The sequence below is a fragment of the Planctomycetia bacterium genome (assembly GCA_034440135.1).
In the GTDB taxonomy this organism is placed as follows: domain Bacteria; phylum Planctomycetota; class Planctomycetia; order Pirellulales; family JALHLM01; genus JALHLM01.
The window spans coordinates 1-17,802 of sequence record JAWXBP010000056.1 but is presented as its reverse complement, the minus strand read 5'-3'; the positions used below and the strand labels follow the sequence as shown (position 1 = coordinate 17,802).

17 protein-coding genes are annotated in these 17,802 nt (G+C 61.0%); 10 read left to right on the top strand and 7 right to left on the bottom strand.

The genetic code is table 11. The annotated features are described in order from the left end of the window. Positions 1–45: 45 nt before the first annotated feature. The 4 genes from rimO to SGJ19_03095 form a co-directional block, all read right to left on the bottom strand. Entirely contained in the window at positions 46–1,470 is a 1,425-nt protein-coding gene (rimO, locus tag SGJ19_03110) for a 30S ribosomal protein S12 methylthiotransferase RimO (GenBank protein ID MDZ4779222.1), read from the bottom strand. A gap of 48 nt (positions 1,471–1,518) precedes the next feature. Beyond that, the gene (locus SGJ19_03105) at positions 1,519–1,764 is read right to left on the bottom strand and encodes a hypothetical protein (GenBank protein MDZ4779221.1); all 246 of its coding nucleotides are present in this window, start codon (positions 1,762–1,764) and stop codon (positions 1,519–1,521) included. 103 nt (positions 1,765–1,867) lie between these two features. Further along, positions 1,868–3,361, bottom strand: coding sequence for a hypothetical protein (locus SGJ19_03100; GenBank protein ID MDZ4779220.1), 1,494 nt, complete (start codon positions 3,359–3,361; stop codon positions 1,868–1,870). Between the two features lie 46 nt (positions 3,362–3,407). Continuing rightward, on the bottom strand, positions 3,408–3,710 hold the full coding sequence (locus tag SGJ19_03095) for a hypothetical protein (GenBank protein MDZ4779219.1): 303 nt from the start codon (positions 3,708–3,710) through the stop codon (positions 3,408–3,410). A gap of 164 nt (positions 3,711–3,874) precedes the next feature. Between SGJ19_03095 and bamE the strand changes: the two genes are divergently transcribed. From bamE to SGJ19_03060, 7 genes are all read left to right on the top strand, one after another. Beyond that, complete coding sequence (gene bamE / locus SGJ19_03090; protein MDZ4779218.1) at positions 3,875–4,171, top strand: outer membrane protein assembly factor BamE; 297 nt, start codon at positions 3,875–3,877, stop codon at positions 4,169–4,171. A gap of 123 nt (positions 4,172–4,294) precedes the next feature. Beyond that, positions 4,295–5,734, top strand: a complete 1,440-nt coding sequence (locus SGJ19_03085) for an FAD-linked oxidase C-terminal domain-containing protein (protein ID MDZ4779217.1) — start codon at positions 4,295–4,297, stop codon at positions 5,732–5,734. A gap of 187 nt (positions 5,735–5,921) precedes the next feature. After that, entirely contained in the window at positions 5,922–6,431 is a 510-nt protein-coding gene (locus SGJ19_03080; GenBank protein MDZ4779216.1) for a hypothetical protein, read from the top strand. 97 nt (positions 6,432–6,528) lie between these two features. Then, positions 6,529–7,065, top strand: coding sequence for a DUF1579 domain-containing protein (locus SGJ19_03075; GenBank protein ID MDZ4779215.1), 537 nt, complete (start codon positions 6,529–6,531; stop codon positions 7,063–7,065). Positions 7,066–7,257: 192 nt separating this feature from the next. Next, entirely contained in the window at positions 7,258–7,788 is a 531-nt protein-coding gene (locus tag SGJ19_03070; GenBank protein ID MDZ4779214.1) for a DUF1579 domain-containing protein, read from the top strand. A gap of 181 nt (positions 7,789–7,969) precedes the next feature. Beyond that, positions 7,970–8,362: a VOC family protein gene (locus tag SGJ19_03065; GenBank protein ID MDZ4779213.1), complete on the top strand. Its 393-nt coding sequence runs from the start codon at positions 7,970–7,972 to the stop codon at positions 8,360–8,362. A gap of 758 nt (positions 8,363–9,120) precedes the next feature. Beyond that, positions 9,121–9,921 (top strand): biotin--[acetyl-CoA-carboxylase] ligase, encoded by an 801-nt coding sequence (locus SGJ19_03060; GenBank protein MDZ4779212.1) that lies wholly within the window; start codon positions 9,121–9,123, stop codon positions 9,919–9,921. Between the two features lie 143 nt (positions 9,922–10,064). On the opposite strand, the gene SGJ19_03055 is transcribed toward SGJ19_03060, so the two are convergent. The 3 genes from SGJ19_03055 to SGJ19_03045 all read right to left on the bottom strand — a co-directional run bounded on the left by SGJ19_03055 (position 10,065) and on the right by SGJ19_03045 (position 13,124). Beyond that, entirely contained in the window at positions 10,065–10,841 is a 777-nt protein-coding gene (locus SGJ19_03055) for a MotA/TolQ/ExbB proton channel family protein (protein MDZ4779211.1), read from the bottom strand. Positions 10,842–11,440: 599 nt separating this feature from the next. Further along, positions 11,441–12,103, bottom strand: coding sequence for a hypothetical protein (locus SGJ19_03050; protein ID MDZ4779210.1), 663 nt, complete (start codon positions 12,101–12,103; stop codon positions 11,441–11,443). A gap of 4 nt (positions 12,104–12,107) precedes the next feature. Beyond that, on the bottom strand, positions 12,108–13,124 hold the full coding sequence (locus SGJ19_03045) for a sugar phosphate isomerase/epimerase family protein (GenBank protein MDZ4779209.1): 1,017 nt from the start codon (positions 13,122–13,124) through the stop codon (positions 12,108–12,110). Between the two features lie 367 nt (positions 13,125–13,491). On the opposite strand from SGJ19_03045, the gene SGJ19_03040 reads away from it, so the two are divergent. The 3 genes from SGJ19_03040 to SGJ19_03030 form a co-directional block, all read left to right on the top strand. After that, positions 13,492–15,087 (top strand): DUF1559 domain-containing protein, encoded by a 1,596-nt coding sequence (locus tag SGJ19_03040; protein MDZ4779208.1) that lies wholly within the window; start codon positions 13,492–13,494, stop codon positions 15,085–15,087. Positions 15,088–15,150: 63 nt separating this feature from the next. Then, entirely contained in the window at positions 15,151–17,007 is a 1,857-nt protein-coding gene (gene sppA, locus SGJ19_03035) for a signal peptide peptidase SppA (protein ID MDZ4779207.1), read from the top strand. 60 nt (positions 17,008–17,067) lie between these two features. Beyond that, on the top strand, positions 17,068–17,802 hold a 735-nt coding region (locus SGJ19_03030), incomplete at its 3' end, for a DUF1549 domain-containing protein (protein ID MDZ4779206.1).

The following is a 17,802-nucleotide window of genomic DNA, read 5'->3' as shown; positions in this document are numbered from 1 at the left end:
CACTCATCACTTTCCTCGCCCCCTCCGTGCCTCCGTGGTGAACTCCTATCTCCCCTTACCTACCGCCGCGGCGACCAGGTCGTAGCCTTGGCTGGCGACGATTTCGCACGGCACGATTTGGCCTGGCTTCAATTTCTTACCCGTGACGTAGACGACTCCGTCGATGTCCGGGGCGTCGGCGTAAGTGCGGCCGATGAAGGCGTTTGGTTCGCCGGGCACCGCCGAGTCAATCAAGGCGTCCATCTGCCGGCCGAGTTGACGTTCGTTCCAGGCGAAGGCGACTTCCTGTTGTTCAGCCATCAATCGCTCGCGGCGTTCTTCTTTGACTTCATTCGGCAAATGGCCGTCGAGCTTCGCGGCCGGAGTGTCAGGCTCAAGTGAATACGTGAACACGCCGAGGCGTTCGAACTGTTGCTCGCGCACGAAGTCGACCAATTCCTCGAACTGCGCGTCGGTCTCGCCGGGGAATCCGGTGATAAACGTGGTGCGCATGACCAGGCCGGGGATCGCGTCGCGCAGCTTCTTGAGCAGCACCTCGGTATCTGCGCGATTCACGCGGCGCTGCATCCGTTTGAGTGTCGCGTCGTTGATGTGCTGGAGCGGCATGTCGAGGTACGGCACGATCTTCTTGGCGTCCGCCAACACGCCGATCAACTCATCGGTGAAGTACATCGGATACAGGTACAGCACGCGAATCCAATCCAGGCCGTCGACGCGGTCCAGCTCGCGCAGCAATTCCGCCAGGCGCGGCTCGCCGTAGAGATCTTTGCCGTAATAGGTGGTGTCCTGCGCGACGATGTTCAACTCGCGGACGCCATCGGCGGCCAGCTCTTTGGCCTCGGCGATGACTTCCTCCATCGGCTTCGTGGCATGCTTGCCGCGCATCTTCGGAATCGCGCAGAACGTGCAGAGCCGGTCGCAACCTTCGGAGATTTTCAGGTAGGCGAAATGCCGCGGCGTGATCCGCAACCGCGCGCGATCCGACAGCGGGCGGCTCGGCGCGGGATTAAAGACGGTGCGCTGTTCCTGCAAGCCGCCGATCAAACGATCGGCCACCTTTGTCACGTGATCGCGGCCGAAGACGCCGACCAGTTGATCGATGTCGGGGCACTGCTCCAGCAAGGATTGCTTCTCGCGCTCCGCCAGGCAGCCGGAGACAATCACGCCGCGCGTCCGTCCGCGTCGCTTGAGGTCGAGCATTTCGTGAATCGACGCGAACGACTCCTGCCGGGCTTGCTCGATGAAGCCGCAGGTGTTGACGATCACAAAGTCCGCGCCGTCCGCCTCCTGCACCAGCCGGTATCCGTCCAGTTGCAACAAGCCGAGCATCCGCTCGCTATCGACCAGGTTCTTCGGGCAGCCGAGACTCACAAACGCGTAGGTGCCCTTCACCTGGCCGTCGCCCGCAGCAGGCTTCGACTTAGGTTCAGGACGGGAATCGACAATCGGCAACGAACTGGAAACAGACATGCGGGCTCGGGTGTTGGGATGCGAAAGACAATCGACGCAATGCAGTTGCTAGTTCTGATTCGTCGGCACTTCGGTGTAGGAAATATGTTCGATGAGCATCAACGAGACGGTCTCCCATCGATCGAGCAAGTCGGGTGAATCCGCAACAAACGTGAAAATCACTAGGAAATTTCTCCCGACGCGGGCCAATTCCGGATGCTTAACGTCGAACACGTTGCCGCTCGCCAGATGGATTCGAAATGGTCGGAACGGCTCCGCCTTCAGGTATCGCAAGACTTCTTGCGGCGTCAACATTTTGGTTTTCCTTAACTTGCTAGTTTGGAAAGGCGCTACGCAATCCATGATACGGACAAACTTGCGACGGCGTATTCCTCTAATCATCAATGAACATCACGATTCATTGCGTCGCCGGTGGGGGCGGCGGCGGCTGTTCCGCCCGGCCGCGCAACCGATCGCGCAAGCGGCGTCGCGGCGCCGGCTGTTCCGCGGGCTGTGCGTCCGGTGGTTGCTGTTGCTCGGCCGCCTGGCGTTCCGCTTCTCGTTGCTTGCGGCGTTCGTTCCACCAGTTGAGGATCTCCCCATTGCCCACCGGGAGATTATCCAACACTTCGGCGGCATCGATGCCAGCCTCGCCCGTGGCTTCTGGTTCTGTCTCGGGCGCGGACTCGCCTGCGCCTCCCGCCGATCGTTTCGCCCACAGCGTGCCGGCGGATTGAAACAATTTCATCCAGTTGGCGTTGCCGGAAGCGATCTGACCTAGTTCCACCTTGGGTTCGGCGAACGTGCCGCGAATCGGCACATGCAAATTCTGATTGCCGAGGGCGCTCAAGATCGGCCGTTTCTCGCTTTCGCCGAGCGCGAGAATCACCTCCGCCGTTACGTCGAGCGTTTGATCGAAGCCCACCGAGCCTTCCGTCCGCACGCGCACCTGCGGGACGCCGAACTCCAACCCTGAGTGCGTGACGCGCTCGTCGGCCACGGCAAACTGAATGACCGAATTGTTCGCCAATTGAAAGCGCGTCGGGGCTTGGAGCGTGGCCAAGAGATCGGTCAAGCTTTGCGTGAGGATGCCCGGCCCCACACTGACATCGTGGATCGTCAACGCTCCGCTGAGATTCAACTTGCGCGGCAGATCCAGCGGGATGGCGCCTTCCTTAAGATCTACGCTCACCGCGCCTTCCGGCGACGTCGCACCGGCCAGCGGCGGCAGCACGTATTGAAGCACGTCGTTGCAAAGGCCCGGCGTCAGTTCCGTGCGATCGAGCAACTTGCATTGCTTCACCAGCAACTGCGGCGTCCCGTCCTTACCTTCCGCCGCGGCAGCCGACTCGATGCGACCCAGAAAATTGATGTCGCCCGCTTGCCAGTCGCCCGACGAATCCTCGGTGCGGACGTGAATTTGCAAATCAATCAATTCGATATCCAACGTGTGTCCGCGCAGCCGGTCGACCAGATTGCCGCTCGTGCGCAGGCTGCCGAAGACGTCGCGCAGATTCGTGCGGCGATCTTTCGTGACGACCACGTTCACGCGCGGGTCGCGCAATCGTAGGCGGCCAAGATCTGCCTTGTTGGAGACCATGTTCCAGAGCGTGGTATTGAATTGAATCTCCGGCACTTCCACGACTGCCGCGCCGGCCTTGTCGCGAATCACCAGTTCCGAAACCGACACCGGGGTGAACCAACCGAACGTCGCTTGCTCGGCCGAGATGCTGCCGTTCAGGCCTGGCAGCGCGGCGGTCAGCAGTCGCTGGCGCAACGGGCCGAACTGGGCGATCGTCGGCGCCAGCGCGATGGTCAACAGCACAATGCCCGCGAGCTCCGCGGAGCGACGAAGCCAGCGCCGCTTGGCTTTGGGAACGGCCACGGCTTCCGGCTGATCCGGATGTTCCATCGGAGACCTCACCCGATTGATGGCCGTGCGCCCACCGCCGACCTGGTCAGTCGGAGATGGCCTCTTTGACAGGCTGAACGAAATGCGGTGACTTCTGCGAGGCGGACAAGTCCTGGGCCTTCTTATCGGCCGCGGCCCGCTCGCTGTACTCGAACATGGCGACCCGCTTCATGGATTGATTAAACACTCCCCAAAAGGCCTTGAGCCGGACCTCTTTGGGCGTTTTCGCACGACTTTTGCGAACCGTGGCCTTCTTCGCAGGTTTCACCTTCGCGGGCGCAGCCTCACCGGATTCGGCCGCGTCATTAGCCGCACGCAACTCCTTCCGATTCAACACTTTGCGAGCCATTAAGTCACTCACTTTCAGCACATTGAAAGGCCGCGAAAAGCACCACCCCAGTCCGCACCGCCAGCCGGCCCGGGCGAACCGATCCCCTATTGTAACGGAGCGCGGGCCGCTGGGCCACTGGGGGCGAAGGGGGTTGTCATGCTTGTCTTGGATACAATCGGGGAATGCGATTGCCCCGATTTACTCTCCGCGAGCTATTGGTTGGCGTCGCCGCCTGGGCGATGCTCGCGGCAGTTGGATCGTGTGTATACAAAGCCATACCGAATTCCGTAACGCGAGCAGAAGTTGCGCAATTGCAGACGGGAATGACAAGAGTCGAAGTCATTGAAATTCTCGGCGAACCAGACAACGCGGACGACTGGGTGCGCGATGGGAAGCGATATGAAAGGTGGGGCTACGGCATCTGGGGTTGGCTAGTCACGTTTGAAGACGATCGGTTTGTGCATGCGGAGCCGTTCTAGTTGGGCGATCCCGTCGGCAGCTCGGAAGGATGTTTAGCCGTCCTGCCACCAGTGGACGCAGCCAGTGGCGGCGCATAAGCTGGGTCGGCATTGAATCCATCTCCCCAAGCCGATGGTTCCTCCGTGGCCGCCTCCCTCCCCACCCGCTTCATCGACGACCTCCGCCGTGCCCTCGGCACGGAAAACGTCCTTTCCGCTCGGAGCGATTTGCTCGTTTACGAGTGCGATGGGTTCGTGATTGAAAAGAACTCGCCGGACGTGGTGGTGTTTCCGCGGTCGACGGAGGAGGTCGCGCAGATCGTGAAGCTCTGTCGGCAATATGAAGTGCCGTTCGTGCCGCGCGGAGCGGGCACGAGCCTTGCTGGCGGGTGCCTGCCGGTCGGCGGCGGCGTGATGATTGTCGTTACGAAGATGAAGGAAATTCTGGAGATCAACACCCGCGATCGCTACGCCGTCGTGCAGCCCGGCGTGGTGAATGTCTGGCTGACGCAGGCGCTCAAAGGGACGGGCTTTCACTACGCGCCGGACCCGTCGAGCCAAGGCGCCTGCACGATCGGCGGCAACGTGGCCACCAACTCCGGCGGTCCGCACACGCTCAAGTACGGCGTCACGGTGAATCACGTGCTGGGCGTGGAAGTCGTGATGGCCGACGGCACGGTCGTGCAATTCGGCGGGCCGGCTGAGAATAATCCCGGTTTGGATCTCACCGGCGTGATGATCGGCAGCGAAGGGACGCTCGGCATCGCCACCAAGGTCTGGGTCCGCCTGACGCGCGATCCGCAAGGTTGGCGGACCATGCTCGGCGTGTTCGATTCGGTCACCGACGCCACGAACGCCATCAGCGAAATCATCGGCGCCGGAATTGTGCCGGCGGCGCTGGAGATGATGGACCAGGGCATCCTGGTCGCCGTCGAAGAAGCGTTTCACTTCGGCTTTCCGCTCGACGCCCAGGCGATTTTGCTGATCGAAGTCGACGGGCTCGAAGCCGGCCTCGACGCGCAGCGCGATCGCATCGTCGAACTGTGCTTGAAGTCCGGCGCGCGCGAAGTCCGCCAGGCGAAAACGCCTAAGGAGCGGCAACTGCTCTGGAAATGCCGCAAGCAAGCCTTCGGCGCGGTGGGGCGATTGAGCCCGAGCTATTGCACACAAGACGGCGTGGTGCCGCGCACAAAACTGCCGGAGATTTTGCGGAGCATCATCGCCATCGGCGAAAAATACCAACTGCGGATCGTCAACGTCTTCCACGCCGGCGACGGCAACATTCATCCGATCTTGCTGTTCGACGAGCGCGACGCCGCACAAGTGGAACGCGTGCTGGAAGCCAGCAACGAAATCCTCCAGGCCTGCCTCGATTGCGGCGGCAGCGTGACCGGCGAGCACGGCATCGGCGTGGAAAAAATCGGCTTCATGCGCAAGATGTTCACCGAAGACGACCTGGATGTGATGGGCCGCTTACGCAACGCCTTCAATCCCACGGGACTACTTAGCCCAGCCAAGATGCTGCCCGTCGCCGGCGCGTGCGGGATGGAGCAGAAACACCCGGGGAGGAGAGCCGCGCTCTAATGTCGAAGTTCTAAATCCGAATGTCGAATCAAATCCGAATGACTGAATGTCGAATGATTCGTTGACCGCGGTCCACTTGGAACCTCATTCGTCATTCGGCACTTTAGCATTCGAGCTTCATTCGACATTCGGATTTCGAGCTTCGACATTCCTCACCAAACTCAATAACCAATAGAAACTCATCCCCATGCATCTCGACTACCTCGCCATCGGTCTCCGTTGGATTCATATTCTCTCCGCCGCCACGACGATCGGCGGGGTGATGTTGATTCGCTTCGCCTTGCTGCCGGCCGCCGACGCCTTGCTGGACGATGCGCGGCGCAAGTTGCACGACGGCGTCCGCGCGCGTTGGAAGCTAGTCGTTCACGCCGCGATCGGCCTGCTTTTGCTGTCCGGCTTCCTCAATTTCTTCATGTACAGCCTGGGCATGTTCCCGTCCGGTAGCCCGGAATCGAAGCTCTACAACGCGCTCTTTGGCGTGAAGGCCCTGCTCGCCTTTGGCGTGTTCGGCCTGGCCGAGGTGTTGGTCGGCTCGTCACCGCTCGCTGAAAAGCTGCGCGCGAAGGCGAAGACTTGGCAAACGGTGAATCTCGTCCTGCTCGTCCTGATCGTCTGCCTGTCCGGCGTGATGAGCCGGATGCACACCACGCCGAACAGCGGCCTGACGATCGTTGCCACCGAGACTGTCGCTCCGTAAAAAAGTTGAAGTTCGGCGCTTGACAAGCACGATACGTTTGTTCAGTATACTGCGGGCTGACGCGGTACGAAAGTTTTTCCCTTTTGGAGGCACTCCGATGAAGCGGCAATGGATGACGTTAGCGAGCGTGGCGGTGGCATTTTTGGCGGCATCGCCAGCACTTGGGCAGCAGCCTGAGTTGCCGAAGCCGGGACCGGAACACGCAGTCCTGGCCGAAACCGTCGGCTCATGGGAATGCACCGTGAAGCCCGAGGGAGCGCCGGAATCGAAGGGAACCAGCGTCAGCAAAATGGCCCTGGGCGGGCTGTGGCTTTGCACCGAGTTCGTCGGTGATTTCGCCGGCATGCCCTTTGAAGGGCGCGGGCTGGACACCTTTGATCCGGACAAGAAGCAGTATCGCAGCATCTGGGTCGATTCCTTCGGGACGAGCCCTGTGCTGCTGTTCGGCGATTATGACAAGGCGACGAAAACCCTCACCATGACGGGCAAAGGCCCGGGCACGAACGGCGCCGAGACCGATTACAAGAGCGTCACGGTCCATACCGATAAGGATCACCAGACGTTCAAGATGTACACCGTCGACGGCGGTAAAGAAGCGCTGATGCTGACTATCGACTACGCGCGCAAGAAGTAGCCGCAAATCTTGTCGTGTTCGCCCTCTTCCCGGCCGTGCGCGCATGGTCGGGAAGGGGGCGCTTTTTTACGGACTGCGCCGAGATTTGTCCGCCGAACTATGGCGGGCGGCAGTTCGATCGGGCAGAATTCGCGAGTTGGCTGGTCTTTCTCTCATTCGCTCCCACGCCCACAGGATTTATGAGGCTCTCCAATGAAGCGGCAATTGATGGCGTTGTTGTGTCTGTTCTGTGCGGCGACGTATGCGACGGCCCAGGAGCCGGCCCTGCCGCAGCCTGGCCCCGAGCACAAGTTGCTGGCCGGAACGGTCGGCACTTGGGACTACGAACTCAAGATGGAAGGCGCCCCGGAAACGTTCAAAGGCACGTCGGTCAGCAAAATGGACCTGGGCGGCCTCTGGTTGGTGACGGAGGTCGCAGGGGATTTCGGCGGCGTGAAGTTTCACGGAAAGGGCCTTGGCGGCTACGACACGGGCAAGCAGAAGTTTGTCAGTCTGTGGGCCGATTCCATGTCGACCGCCCCTGTGGTGTTGGAAGGGGAGTACGACGCCAAGGCCAAGACGATGACCATGACCGGCGAAGGCCCTGGCATGGACGGCAAACCCACGAAGTACAAAGAAACGACGACCTACTCAGACAAGGATCATCAGACGTTCAAGATGTATCAGTTCAATGGCGATAGAGAAGCTCTCAAGATGACCATCGAGTACACGCGCAAAAAATAGTCGCGAATCTCGTCGTGTTCGCCCTCTTTCCGGGCGTGCGTGCATGATCGGAAAGAGGGCGTTTTTTCTTCGCCTGGCTGGGGATTTATCCGCTGAACTCTGGCGGGCGGCAGGTCGATCGGGCACAATACGCGAGTGGTTGGTTTCCCTCTCGTTCGCTCCCACGCCCGCAGGATTCATCATGTCCGCCCCGCTGGAACTACTCTCGCTGAATCATTTGTCGTTCGAGGTGAAACGGCTGGAGGCCTCAGTGACTTTTTACCGCGACATCCTCGGCTTCACGGAAATGCCGCGGCCGGACCTTGGCTTCGCGGGCGCTTGGATCCGGAACGGCGCGGCGTGCATTCACCTGATCGAAAAGCCGTCGCTGCCGGAGCCGGGCCCCACGATCGACCCACGCGGCAACCACACTGCGTTCGAAGTGAAGAGCGCGGCGGAAGTCAAAGCACGTCTCGACGCGGCCAGCATCCCCTATCGCGCGAACGAACTCCGCGGCACGCCGATCACGCAGGTCTTTTTCCGCGACCCGGACGGATACCAGATTGAAGTGGCGGACTATAGCGTAGGCAAATGACGAATGTCGAATGCCCGAATGGTGTGTTAGCACGCATCGGCATTCGTCATTCAGTCATTCGAACTTGATTCGACATATAGATTTAGAAATTCGACATTCACTCCCAGCAGCGCCAACGGAGCAAACGCACGTAGCGCTGAAACGGCGCTCAATGCATGGAGCGCAAAAAAAAGGCCCCCGGAACGATTGGGTCCTAGGGGGGCGGAGGACACCAAGCGTTTCCGGGAGCGATTGGTCGATGCGCCACGAGGGCGATCGTGATGAGCGAGGAAAGAAAGCTCGCGTCCCGGAATGCGGACGAAGAGCGTTCCGTGCTCGTCATCGGTCGGCGTTGTGCGAAGCGTACCGCCCGCCTCCATGCCGGCGGCCCCGCCCCGTGGCCCGCAGGAACGCCGCCGAAGCGGTATTCCCGGATGCGGGCCCGTCCACGTGGATTACGATATTCCGTGTTGATTGTTGCCTGGCGATTCGCGGGCTGTCGACCGCCGTTGCGAACCGTGCGGGGGGAGAATAGGACATCGTCCCGAGGCGGTCAATGTCGGTTTTTTCACTTCCGCGATTTTTCGCAAATCGGGTCCTGCGCGGGCTTCACCACGGAGTCACGGAGGGAGGAAGGATGCCATTTGGAATTCATAACTCGATGGAGCAATTGACAGAATTCAATCACCTGCCATGGTTACTTCCGGTGTTCCCTTCTTCTCCTCTCCTCCGTGCTCTCCGTGTGCTCCGTGGTGAATCCTCCGGAGTAGCGCCCGCTGATGTTTGACCTAGAGCAACTTCGCCGTCACGTCTGGCTTCGCGAGGTTGAATTCCATGACGCGATCGAGTCCACTAACGTCCGCGCCGCGGAGTTGGCGGCAGGTGGCGTCGTCAATTGCCCGCAACTCGTGTTAGCGGCGGGGCAATCGGCCGGCAAGGGCCGCGGGGCGAATCGCTGGTGGTCGAGCGCCGGCGCGTTGACGTTCTCGCTGCTGATCGAGCCGGAAGCGTTAGGTCTGCGCAGCGAGCAATGGCCGCGGACGTCGCTCTGTGCGGCGCTCGCGGTGCGCGATGCCGTTGACAACCTTGCGCCGGCCGACGATTGCGGCGTCAAATGGCCGAACGACGTCTACCACTCAGGGCGAAAGATCTGCGGCGTGCTCGTCGAAGCGCCGCCGCGCAAGCAGGACGCGCCGCATCGATTGGTGATCGGCGTCGGCGTGAACGTGAACAATTCGCTGGTGGCCGCTCCCATTGACGTGCAAGCTCTGGCGACATCGCTCGTGGATCTCACCGGCCGACCACACAACCTCACCGAAGTGCTGTCCGATATTCTGTCGCGACTCGCGGAGAATCTCGCGCAGTTGGCCGGCGAGGCGACGGAGTTGCCAGAACGTTGGCAACGCCACTCGTTGCTCGACGGGCGCACAGTGACCGTCGACCTGGCGACGCGCAAGGTAACCGGCTATTGCCTCGGCATCAACGCGCAAGGAGCGCTGGATCTCGCGACGGAGTTCGGCGTCGAAGCGATTCACGCCGGCGTGGTCAGCAATATTTCGCCAGCACTTCGCACCGAGTAGCTGTCGTCGCTGTTGCAGCCAAGCCCAGGGAAGGCCCTCGCGGACGAACTATCTACTACGATTTCGGTGGCCTTCCCTGGGCTTAACGCGCGGCGCGCCGAAGAACTTCGCACGCTTGCCAAACACTCGTCACTCCGCACTCATCATTTCCCCTCCGCGACCGGCGGCGCTAGCGTCCGTTGATGCTTCACCGGCGCGACGGCGTGTTGCGCGGCGTAGGCAGTCTCCGCGAGCAACTGATCGACGCGGCTGCGGAAGAAGGCGAACGCCGCTAGCGACGGGATCGCCACGACCAGCCCTTGCACCGTGGTGACGAGCGCCAGATAAATTCCTTCGGCCAGGTCCGCCGCTTGGGCCGCCCCTTGGCTGATCGCCACTTGCCGGAAGGCCATCACCATGCCGACCACAGTGCCGAGGAGGCCCAGCATCGGGGCCAGGCTGCCGATCACCGAGAGAAATTCCACCTTGCGAAACAGCCGCGCGGATTGCTCCGCCAAGGCGTCTTCCATGCCCTTCTCGATCGCCGGCCAACCTCCATCCCGCTCGGCCAGTCCCGCCTGCACGACGACGGCCAGCACGCTCGGCTGCAACTTGCCAAGCTGCTCCGCTCGGGTGTACTGCCCCGCGGCGAGTTGCTCCCGAAGTTGCTCCGCCAGTCCCACCGGCATCAGGACCTTGGCCCGCAACGTCATCGCCTGCTCCACCATCAGGGCCACGGCGCCCAGCGACATGAGCACAATGACATACCCAATCGTCCCGCCGGCATGGACGATTTCGAAGAAGGAGTGGCCTTGGGGCGAGGCGGTGGATTCGCTCGATGCAGGCGGCGTGGCCGACTGAGCATCCGCGACCGAGCCAAATGCGAACGCAATGATGATCGACAGCAATGCCAGGCGGTAGAATCGATAGATCGCGGCCATGCATCAACCGATTGGCGAGCGTCGACGTGGTATCCCCAGCCAACGCATTGTGTACTCGAGTGGCGGCGGAACGCTAGCCGCATTTAAGATTCCGGGCAGTCCTTGGGGAATCGCACGACCTACCTCAGTCCCCATCGCCTTTGAGTCCCTCCCAGCCTTCGGCCATCGATCGACCGCGCAATTCGCAGCCGATCACGACCCGGCCCAAGCGGCGTTAGCCACGCTCCCGCCGCTGTCCGAAAGTTCTGAGGTGTCGCAGTCGCAAACCGTTTTTCTCACCATGTGATCCCAGGCAAAGACCGTGCTGGCAAGCTTCAATTGACCTGCGACACGCCGACGTGACGGTTATGATAGCGAATGTCACCGTCTGTTGTGGCATGGTCGCCCGACCATGCCACCCGTGCGACCGCAGGTCTCCATTCGCTGCCGCGACATTTGAACTGGAGACCTTCGGTCGGCCCGGCGGCACGGTCGGGAGACCGTGCCCCAACACTACGGCCGAATTTGGAGAGCTCGAAAAGAGCATGCCGAACTGTGACATCATCACCTAGTAAGACGGTGGTACTGCGGGGATGCGGAAACGCTTCACGGACATGAATTCAGACCCAAAAACAGCCCTGCGCAAAGCTGGTTCGGAAACACCGTTCGGCGGCGCTCACGATCACCGGGTTGACAATCACTAACGAATCGTCGTCAAACGCTGGAAATAGGAATTTGCCGAACTGGAACTCGATCCAAAATCTGGCTGATCCAGCGTTCGCGACTTCGATACATCGTCCGGTATGCGGATTCGCAAAAAACCCTATGAGCGAGGATTGATCGACGGGAGTACCGTAAGGCGCAGTTCCACGACTCGTTGCGTCAACGGATACATCGTGCGACGTTGAGCAAAGCGTCGAAGAAACGCGGCAGGTCACACTTAGGTAATATGGCCCATTGATCGTCATTGGTAGAGAAGTCGTCCGCGGTACTCCAATGCCTGATGCGACTATTTGGTAGTCACGAAGGCTTTCGCAGCTTCTTTCGATGTCCGCACAGTTTTCGATCACTTTTCTTTCCTTGCGGCGTAACTCATGCACACGTCCTGTAAAAGGGTTGGTGACGATGCGCACCTCATCGGTCGGAGTCAGCAGTTGAACTTGCGCCCGGGTTGGCACAACTCCCGTTTCGACAACGAACTGCATGAATGATTGGATCTCACCAGCGAACGGAACTAGCGTCGGTGAGTAAGGAATCAATGTGTGGGTGTATTGCTCGCACATATCGTCAAAACCCCCGCGCCGCGCAAATATCCTCAAAATCCCGCAAGTGATACCCCACGCCCGTGTAGTCCAGCACGCGGAGCAGGCCGCGTAACGCCACGCCAAATCCGTCCGGGCCGCTGAAGCCGCCGAATTGGCCTCCTCCCTTCACGTGCGGTTCCAGGTCGAGGAACACGCCGGGGATGCCGCGCCGCGCGAGTTTCTTTTCCAGCTTCGGGAGCGCATCGCGGAAATCGCGCAGGATCAGTTCGTGGGCGCTGTCGCCGCGGTCGGCGGGGACGAAGTGCTTGAGTGCCTCCTCATCAACATGACCGACGCGCTTGGGCGGCGCGGGGTGTCGAAAATCCTTGATGTGCATCCAGCCGATGCCGGACTTCATCGCCAGGTATTGCTCGAACACTTCGCCCTGCGTGTAACCTTGACAGGCGATGTTGCCGCCATCGAAGACCAGCACCATCGCCGGATGATTGACGCGGCGATGCAGTTCGGCCATCAGGTAGCCGTTCTGCCCGACGAGGTTGGCCTCGACCTCCAGGCCGAACGTCAGGTCGGAGCGATGGCAGGTCTCGGCGATCTCGCCGAGTTGGTCGGCCGCCTGGGCGAGATGCTCCTTGGGATCGCTGCCGCGCGGGTGATAGAACGAAAAGCCGCGCACCAGTTTGGTCTCGAACGCATGGGCCAGCTCGCAGGCCTTTTTCACGTCCTTGAGATACTTCTTGAACGGCACGAAGGCGTTCTTGGTGCCGTCTTCCACGTCGACGAGCTTCACTTTGCCGATCGGCGAGCCGATCGACGTCACGTTCAGTCCGTAGTCGTCCTCCAGGTGGCGAATCTTCTGGATCTCGGGCGTGGTGAGCTGCATCACGTTCTTGATGCCCTGCCCGACGTCGATGAACCGCAGGCTGTAATACTGCAAGCCCAGGGCGGCGAAGGCCGCGAACTGCGGCTCGGCCAGCTTATGGGCGGCGGCCTCGTCTGCGAAACCAGAGAGAATGACGGTGGGCGTCTCGGAATTCGGCATCGAAGGCTCGCGACGAGTGGTCTGGGCAGGCGGAACGAGCTACCATTCTGGGGGGCTGCGCAAAGCGGGGCAAGGGGCCGCGCCCTGACGTATCAACCAAGGGAAAGGCTGTTTTCTTCGAATAGTTGTGGGAGGCGTCTCCGACGCCGATTGGACCGGCGCTGATTCGTGTTGCCAGCGTTACCTGCTAGCAGGGCTTTCTCCATCGGCGTCGGAGACGCCTCCCACAGGTTCCTCCTGCTCCGTCGCAGACTTGCTATCCAACGCCGCAACGCTCAAACTCAACAGTATTCCGACCCAGCAATCGCCACGCATTTCGCTCTGCAAAGAGGGTTCTATGAGACCGCGCCAAATTTGGTTTGCTTTGATGGCTATTTCGCTTGCCGGACCGTTGCAGGCGCAGGATACGGGTATTGAATCGACTGAGAAGCTACTTCGACAATTAGCGGATCAATATGTGCCGAGCGAAGCGGCGTTTGCGGGTTACATTGCCCCCCGAGAATTGTTGAAGCGCCCCGGCATGGAATTGATGCCGCACGAAGTGATTGAGGCAGGTGGAAAGCGCGATCTGGGATTCAACCCGGAAGTTCTCGATGTGATCATCGTGTTCGGTACGATGACCGAGCAAGGTCAGCCGTTCGCGGGAATGGTGATGCACGCCTCGGAGCCGCTGAAAGCGGCCAGCCTGTTTCCGCCGCTGGCGAGTGTAACGGAAGATGGAACGGTCGCCGGAAAGAAATTTCGGCGTGCGCTCGATCCGACGCAGCCGAGCTATTGTCTCGTGGATGAGCGGACAATTCTGTTTAGTCCGGAATCATCCCTGAAGGCGATGCTGGAGGCGAAGCAAACGTCACCGTTGCGTGAACTGCTGGCGAAAGCGACACTTAAGAACGATGTCACGGTCATGGCGACGCTAGAACCATTGCGCGGCGTCATTACACAGTTGCAGCGACAGGCAAGCCAGCTTCCGCCGCCGTTCCAGCCGCTATTGAAGATTCCGGACCACATCCAGCACGCGCAGCTCACGCTGAGCGCGCGTGACGGCGTTGTCGCACGCTTGGCGCTCATATCGCAGGATGAAGCGAACGCGAAGGAGTTGGCGAAACTGCTGGAGACGGCGCGCGCTTTCGGCAAGCAAGCCGCGCTGATGCAGCTCGCAACCCAGCCAAAAACCGACGACGAAGTGGAATTGGCCGGACGCAAGTACATGAAGCGGATGATCGAAGCGCAAAGCGAGTTGCTCGCGCCCAAGGTGCAAGGGAAACGCGTGGAGTTGCGCTACGAACTCGATTCCGGCGTCGCGACCTCGGGGACCATGATCGCACTGTTACTACCAGCGCTGCAAACCGCGCGAGAAGCCGCACGTCGAGCGCAGTCGTCGAACAACCTCAGAGAGATCGGGTTGGCGCTTCACCGCCATCTCGCCGAACATCGCGAATTTCCGGCCTTTGCCACTTTCGATTCCGACGGAAAGCGACTGCTGAGTTGGCGAGTCCGCATCTTGCCTTACCTGGGGCAGGAGCAGCTCTACCAAGAGTTTCATTTGGACGAACCATGGGATAGCGCCCACAACCGAAAGCTAATCTCGCGAATGCCGGGCGTCTTTCGTTCGCCGCATCATGCGAGCGAGTCGGCCGGCGAGACGGTATACTTGGCGATTCGCACCGAAAGCTCATTGATTGGCGAAACGCCCAAAAAACCAGCCGATGTCACCGACGGGCTCTCGCTTACCTTATTGGCGTTAGAAGCGAACGCTGATCAGGCCGTCCCGTGGACGAAGCCGGATGACTTATACGTCTCCGCAGAAGATCCTCTTGCCGGCATCGGCGCTTGGAACGACGGGGGCACGACAACGCTCATGGGCGACGGCACCGTACACTTCGTCAACGCCGACGCCGAGACCTTTCGAAGAATGACGACGGTCAACGGCGCTGAGCCGGTCGAGATGCGCAAGGCCCCATGACGCGACTACTACTACGATTCGCCACGAACATCAACATTCGCACGATTCACGAGGACCCACAACATGAACCTTCCGTCCCTTCGACTGTTGCTCTTCGGTTGCCTTGCCGCCAGTCTGATGACGGCCCCGGCCCACGCCCAAAAATCCGCCGCCAAGAAACCGACGGTGCCGATCTTTCGGCTGTCCGGCGCCGTGAGCGAGAAGCCCCCCGTCGCCGACATCTTGTTCGGCTCCGCTGGCGGGGAATCGCTGACCGGGCTGGTCGCACGGCTCAAGAAGGCCGGCGAGGATGAGCAGGTCAAGGCGATCGTCATGCTCTACGACGGGGCGTCGATCGGTTCCGCGCAGATCGAAGAAATTCGCCAGGCCATGGGCAAGCTCCGCGAGCAAGGCAAAGAGATTTACGTCCACTCCGATTCGTTGCAGATGGGCGACTACGTGCTGCTCTCCGGCGCGTCGCGCGTCAGCGTGGTGCCGACGGCCGACGTCTGGGTGGCCGGTGTCGGCGGCGAATCGATGTTCCTGCGCGGCCTACTGGACAAGCTTGGCGTGCAGCCGGATTTTCTCACCTGCGGCGAATACAAGAGCGCGGCCGAGCAGTACATGCGGACCGGACCCAGCACCGCCGCCGAGCAGATGCAGAATTGGTTGCTCGATAGCCAGTTCGAAACCTATGTCGATTTGATCGCCGCCGGCCGCAAGGTCGACGCCGCGAAAGCCCGGGCTTGGATCGATAACGGTCCTTACACCGCCGAGAAGGCGCTCAAGGAAGGTTTGATCGACGCCGTCGAACATCGCCAGGATTTCACCGCCGTGCTGAAAGGCAAGTACGGCGACGACGTCGTGTTCGATCGCAAGTACGGTCACAAGAAGGCGCCGGAAGTGGATCTTTCTTCGCCGTTCGGTCTGGTGAAACTCTGGGCCGACGCGATGAACGAAGCCAAGGCCAAGAAAACCAGCAAGGATTCGATCGCCATCGTGCATGTCGAAGGGGCGATCGATCTCGGCAACGGCGGCATCTCGCCGCTCAGCATGAGCGAAGCCGCGAGCAGCACGGCGATTCGCAAGGCGCTCGACGAGGCCGCGGCCGATGACTCGGTGAAGGCCGTCGTGCTCCGAGTGAATTCGCCCGGCGGCAGCGCCGTGGCGAGCGAGATCATTCTGGACGCCACGAAGCGCGTGAAAGCCCGCAAGCCCTTCGTGGTCTCGATGGGCGACGTGGCCGGCAGCGGCGGGTACTACGTCGCCTGCGGATCGGACGTAATCTTCGCCGACGCCGCGACGATCACCGGCTCGATCGGCGTGGTCGGCGGCAAGCTGGCGACGACGCAGCTGTGGAACAAGGCCGGCGTGTCATTCAAGGAATACCGCCGCGGCGCGAACGCCGGCATGCTCAGCTCCGGCAGCGTGTTCAGCGATGCGGAACGCACGCGGATGCAAGCCTGGATGGACGAGATCTACGGCGTCTTCAAGGGTCACGTCGTCGCGGCGCGCGGCGATCGCCTGAAAAAGCCGATCGACGAACTGGCCGGCGGTCGGGTCTTCACCGGCAAGCAGGCGCTGGAACTCGGCCTGGTCGACAAGCTCGGCACGCTCGACGACGCGATCACGTACATCGCCGGCGAAGCGAAACTCGAAAAAGGCAAGTACGAACTGCGCGTAATCCCGCGCAATCGCGATTTTTTCGAGCAACTGCTCGAACAAAGCGCCGGTGACGATGACACCGGACGCATCGAGGCGGACGAAGACGTGCGCCTGTTCAACCGCCAGCAGCTTTCCTTGGTCGAGCTGGCGCTGCCTTACTTGAAGCAACTGGAACCGCACCGTTCCCGCGCAGTGGTGAACGGGCTCCAACAGCTGGAAATGCTGAACCGCGACGGCGTCTCGTTGCTGACGCCGACGTATCTGATTACAAAATAACGGTCGCGGATCAACGACGTCGTTGCCGCAAAGCCCAGGGGAGGCCCTCGGAGGTTGTGCATGAAAAGCAAGTTGTCGGTGGCCTCCCCTGGGCTTATTTGCGCGCTGGCGTTGTTTGCAACCATCGCGTCGCTGACGTTGCGCGCCCGCGCCGAAGATGCGGCGACGCATGAACCCGCGATCACCGACAGCGACCGTGAGCATTGGTCGTTTCGGCCGCTAAGCGAGCCGACTCCACCAGCAGTCCAAGCCGAAGATTGGCCGATCAACGCGATCGATCGCTTCATCCTCGCGAAGCTGGAAAAGAAGGGATTGTCCCCCGCGCCGCCAGCCAATCGGGTCACGTTGATTCGACGCGTGACGCTTGATCTCATCGGCCTGCCGCCGACGCCGGAAGAGGTCGACGCCTTTATTGCGGACGAACGACCGGACGCGTACGAGTGGTTGCTGGATCGTCTGCTCGCTTCGCCGCGGTACGGCGAACGCTGGGCGCAACATTGGCTCGATCTGGCCCGCTACGCCGAGACCGATGGCTTCGAGCATGACCTCGTGCGTCCCACTGCTTGGAAGTATCGCGACTGTGTGATTCAAGCGTTGAACGATGACCTGCCGTACGACGAGTTCGTGCGACGCCAGATCGCCGGCGATGTGCTTCGTCCGGACGACGCGTCGTCCTCGATCGCGACCGGCTTCGCGCTCTGCGGCCCGGACATGCCGGACATCAACCGCCAGGAAGAGCGCCGGCATATGGTGTTGAACGACATCGCAGGCACGGTCGGCAGCGTGTTCCTGGGC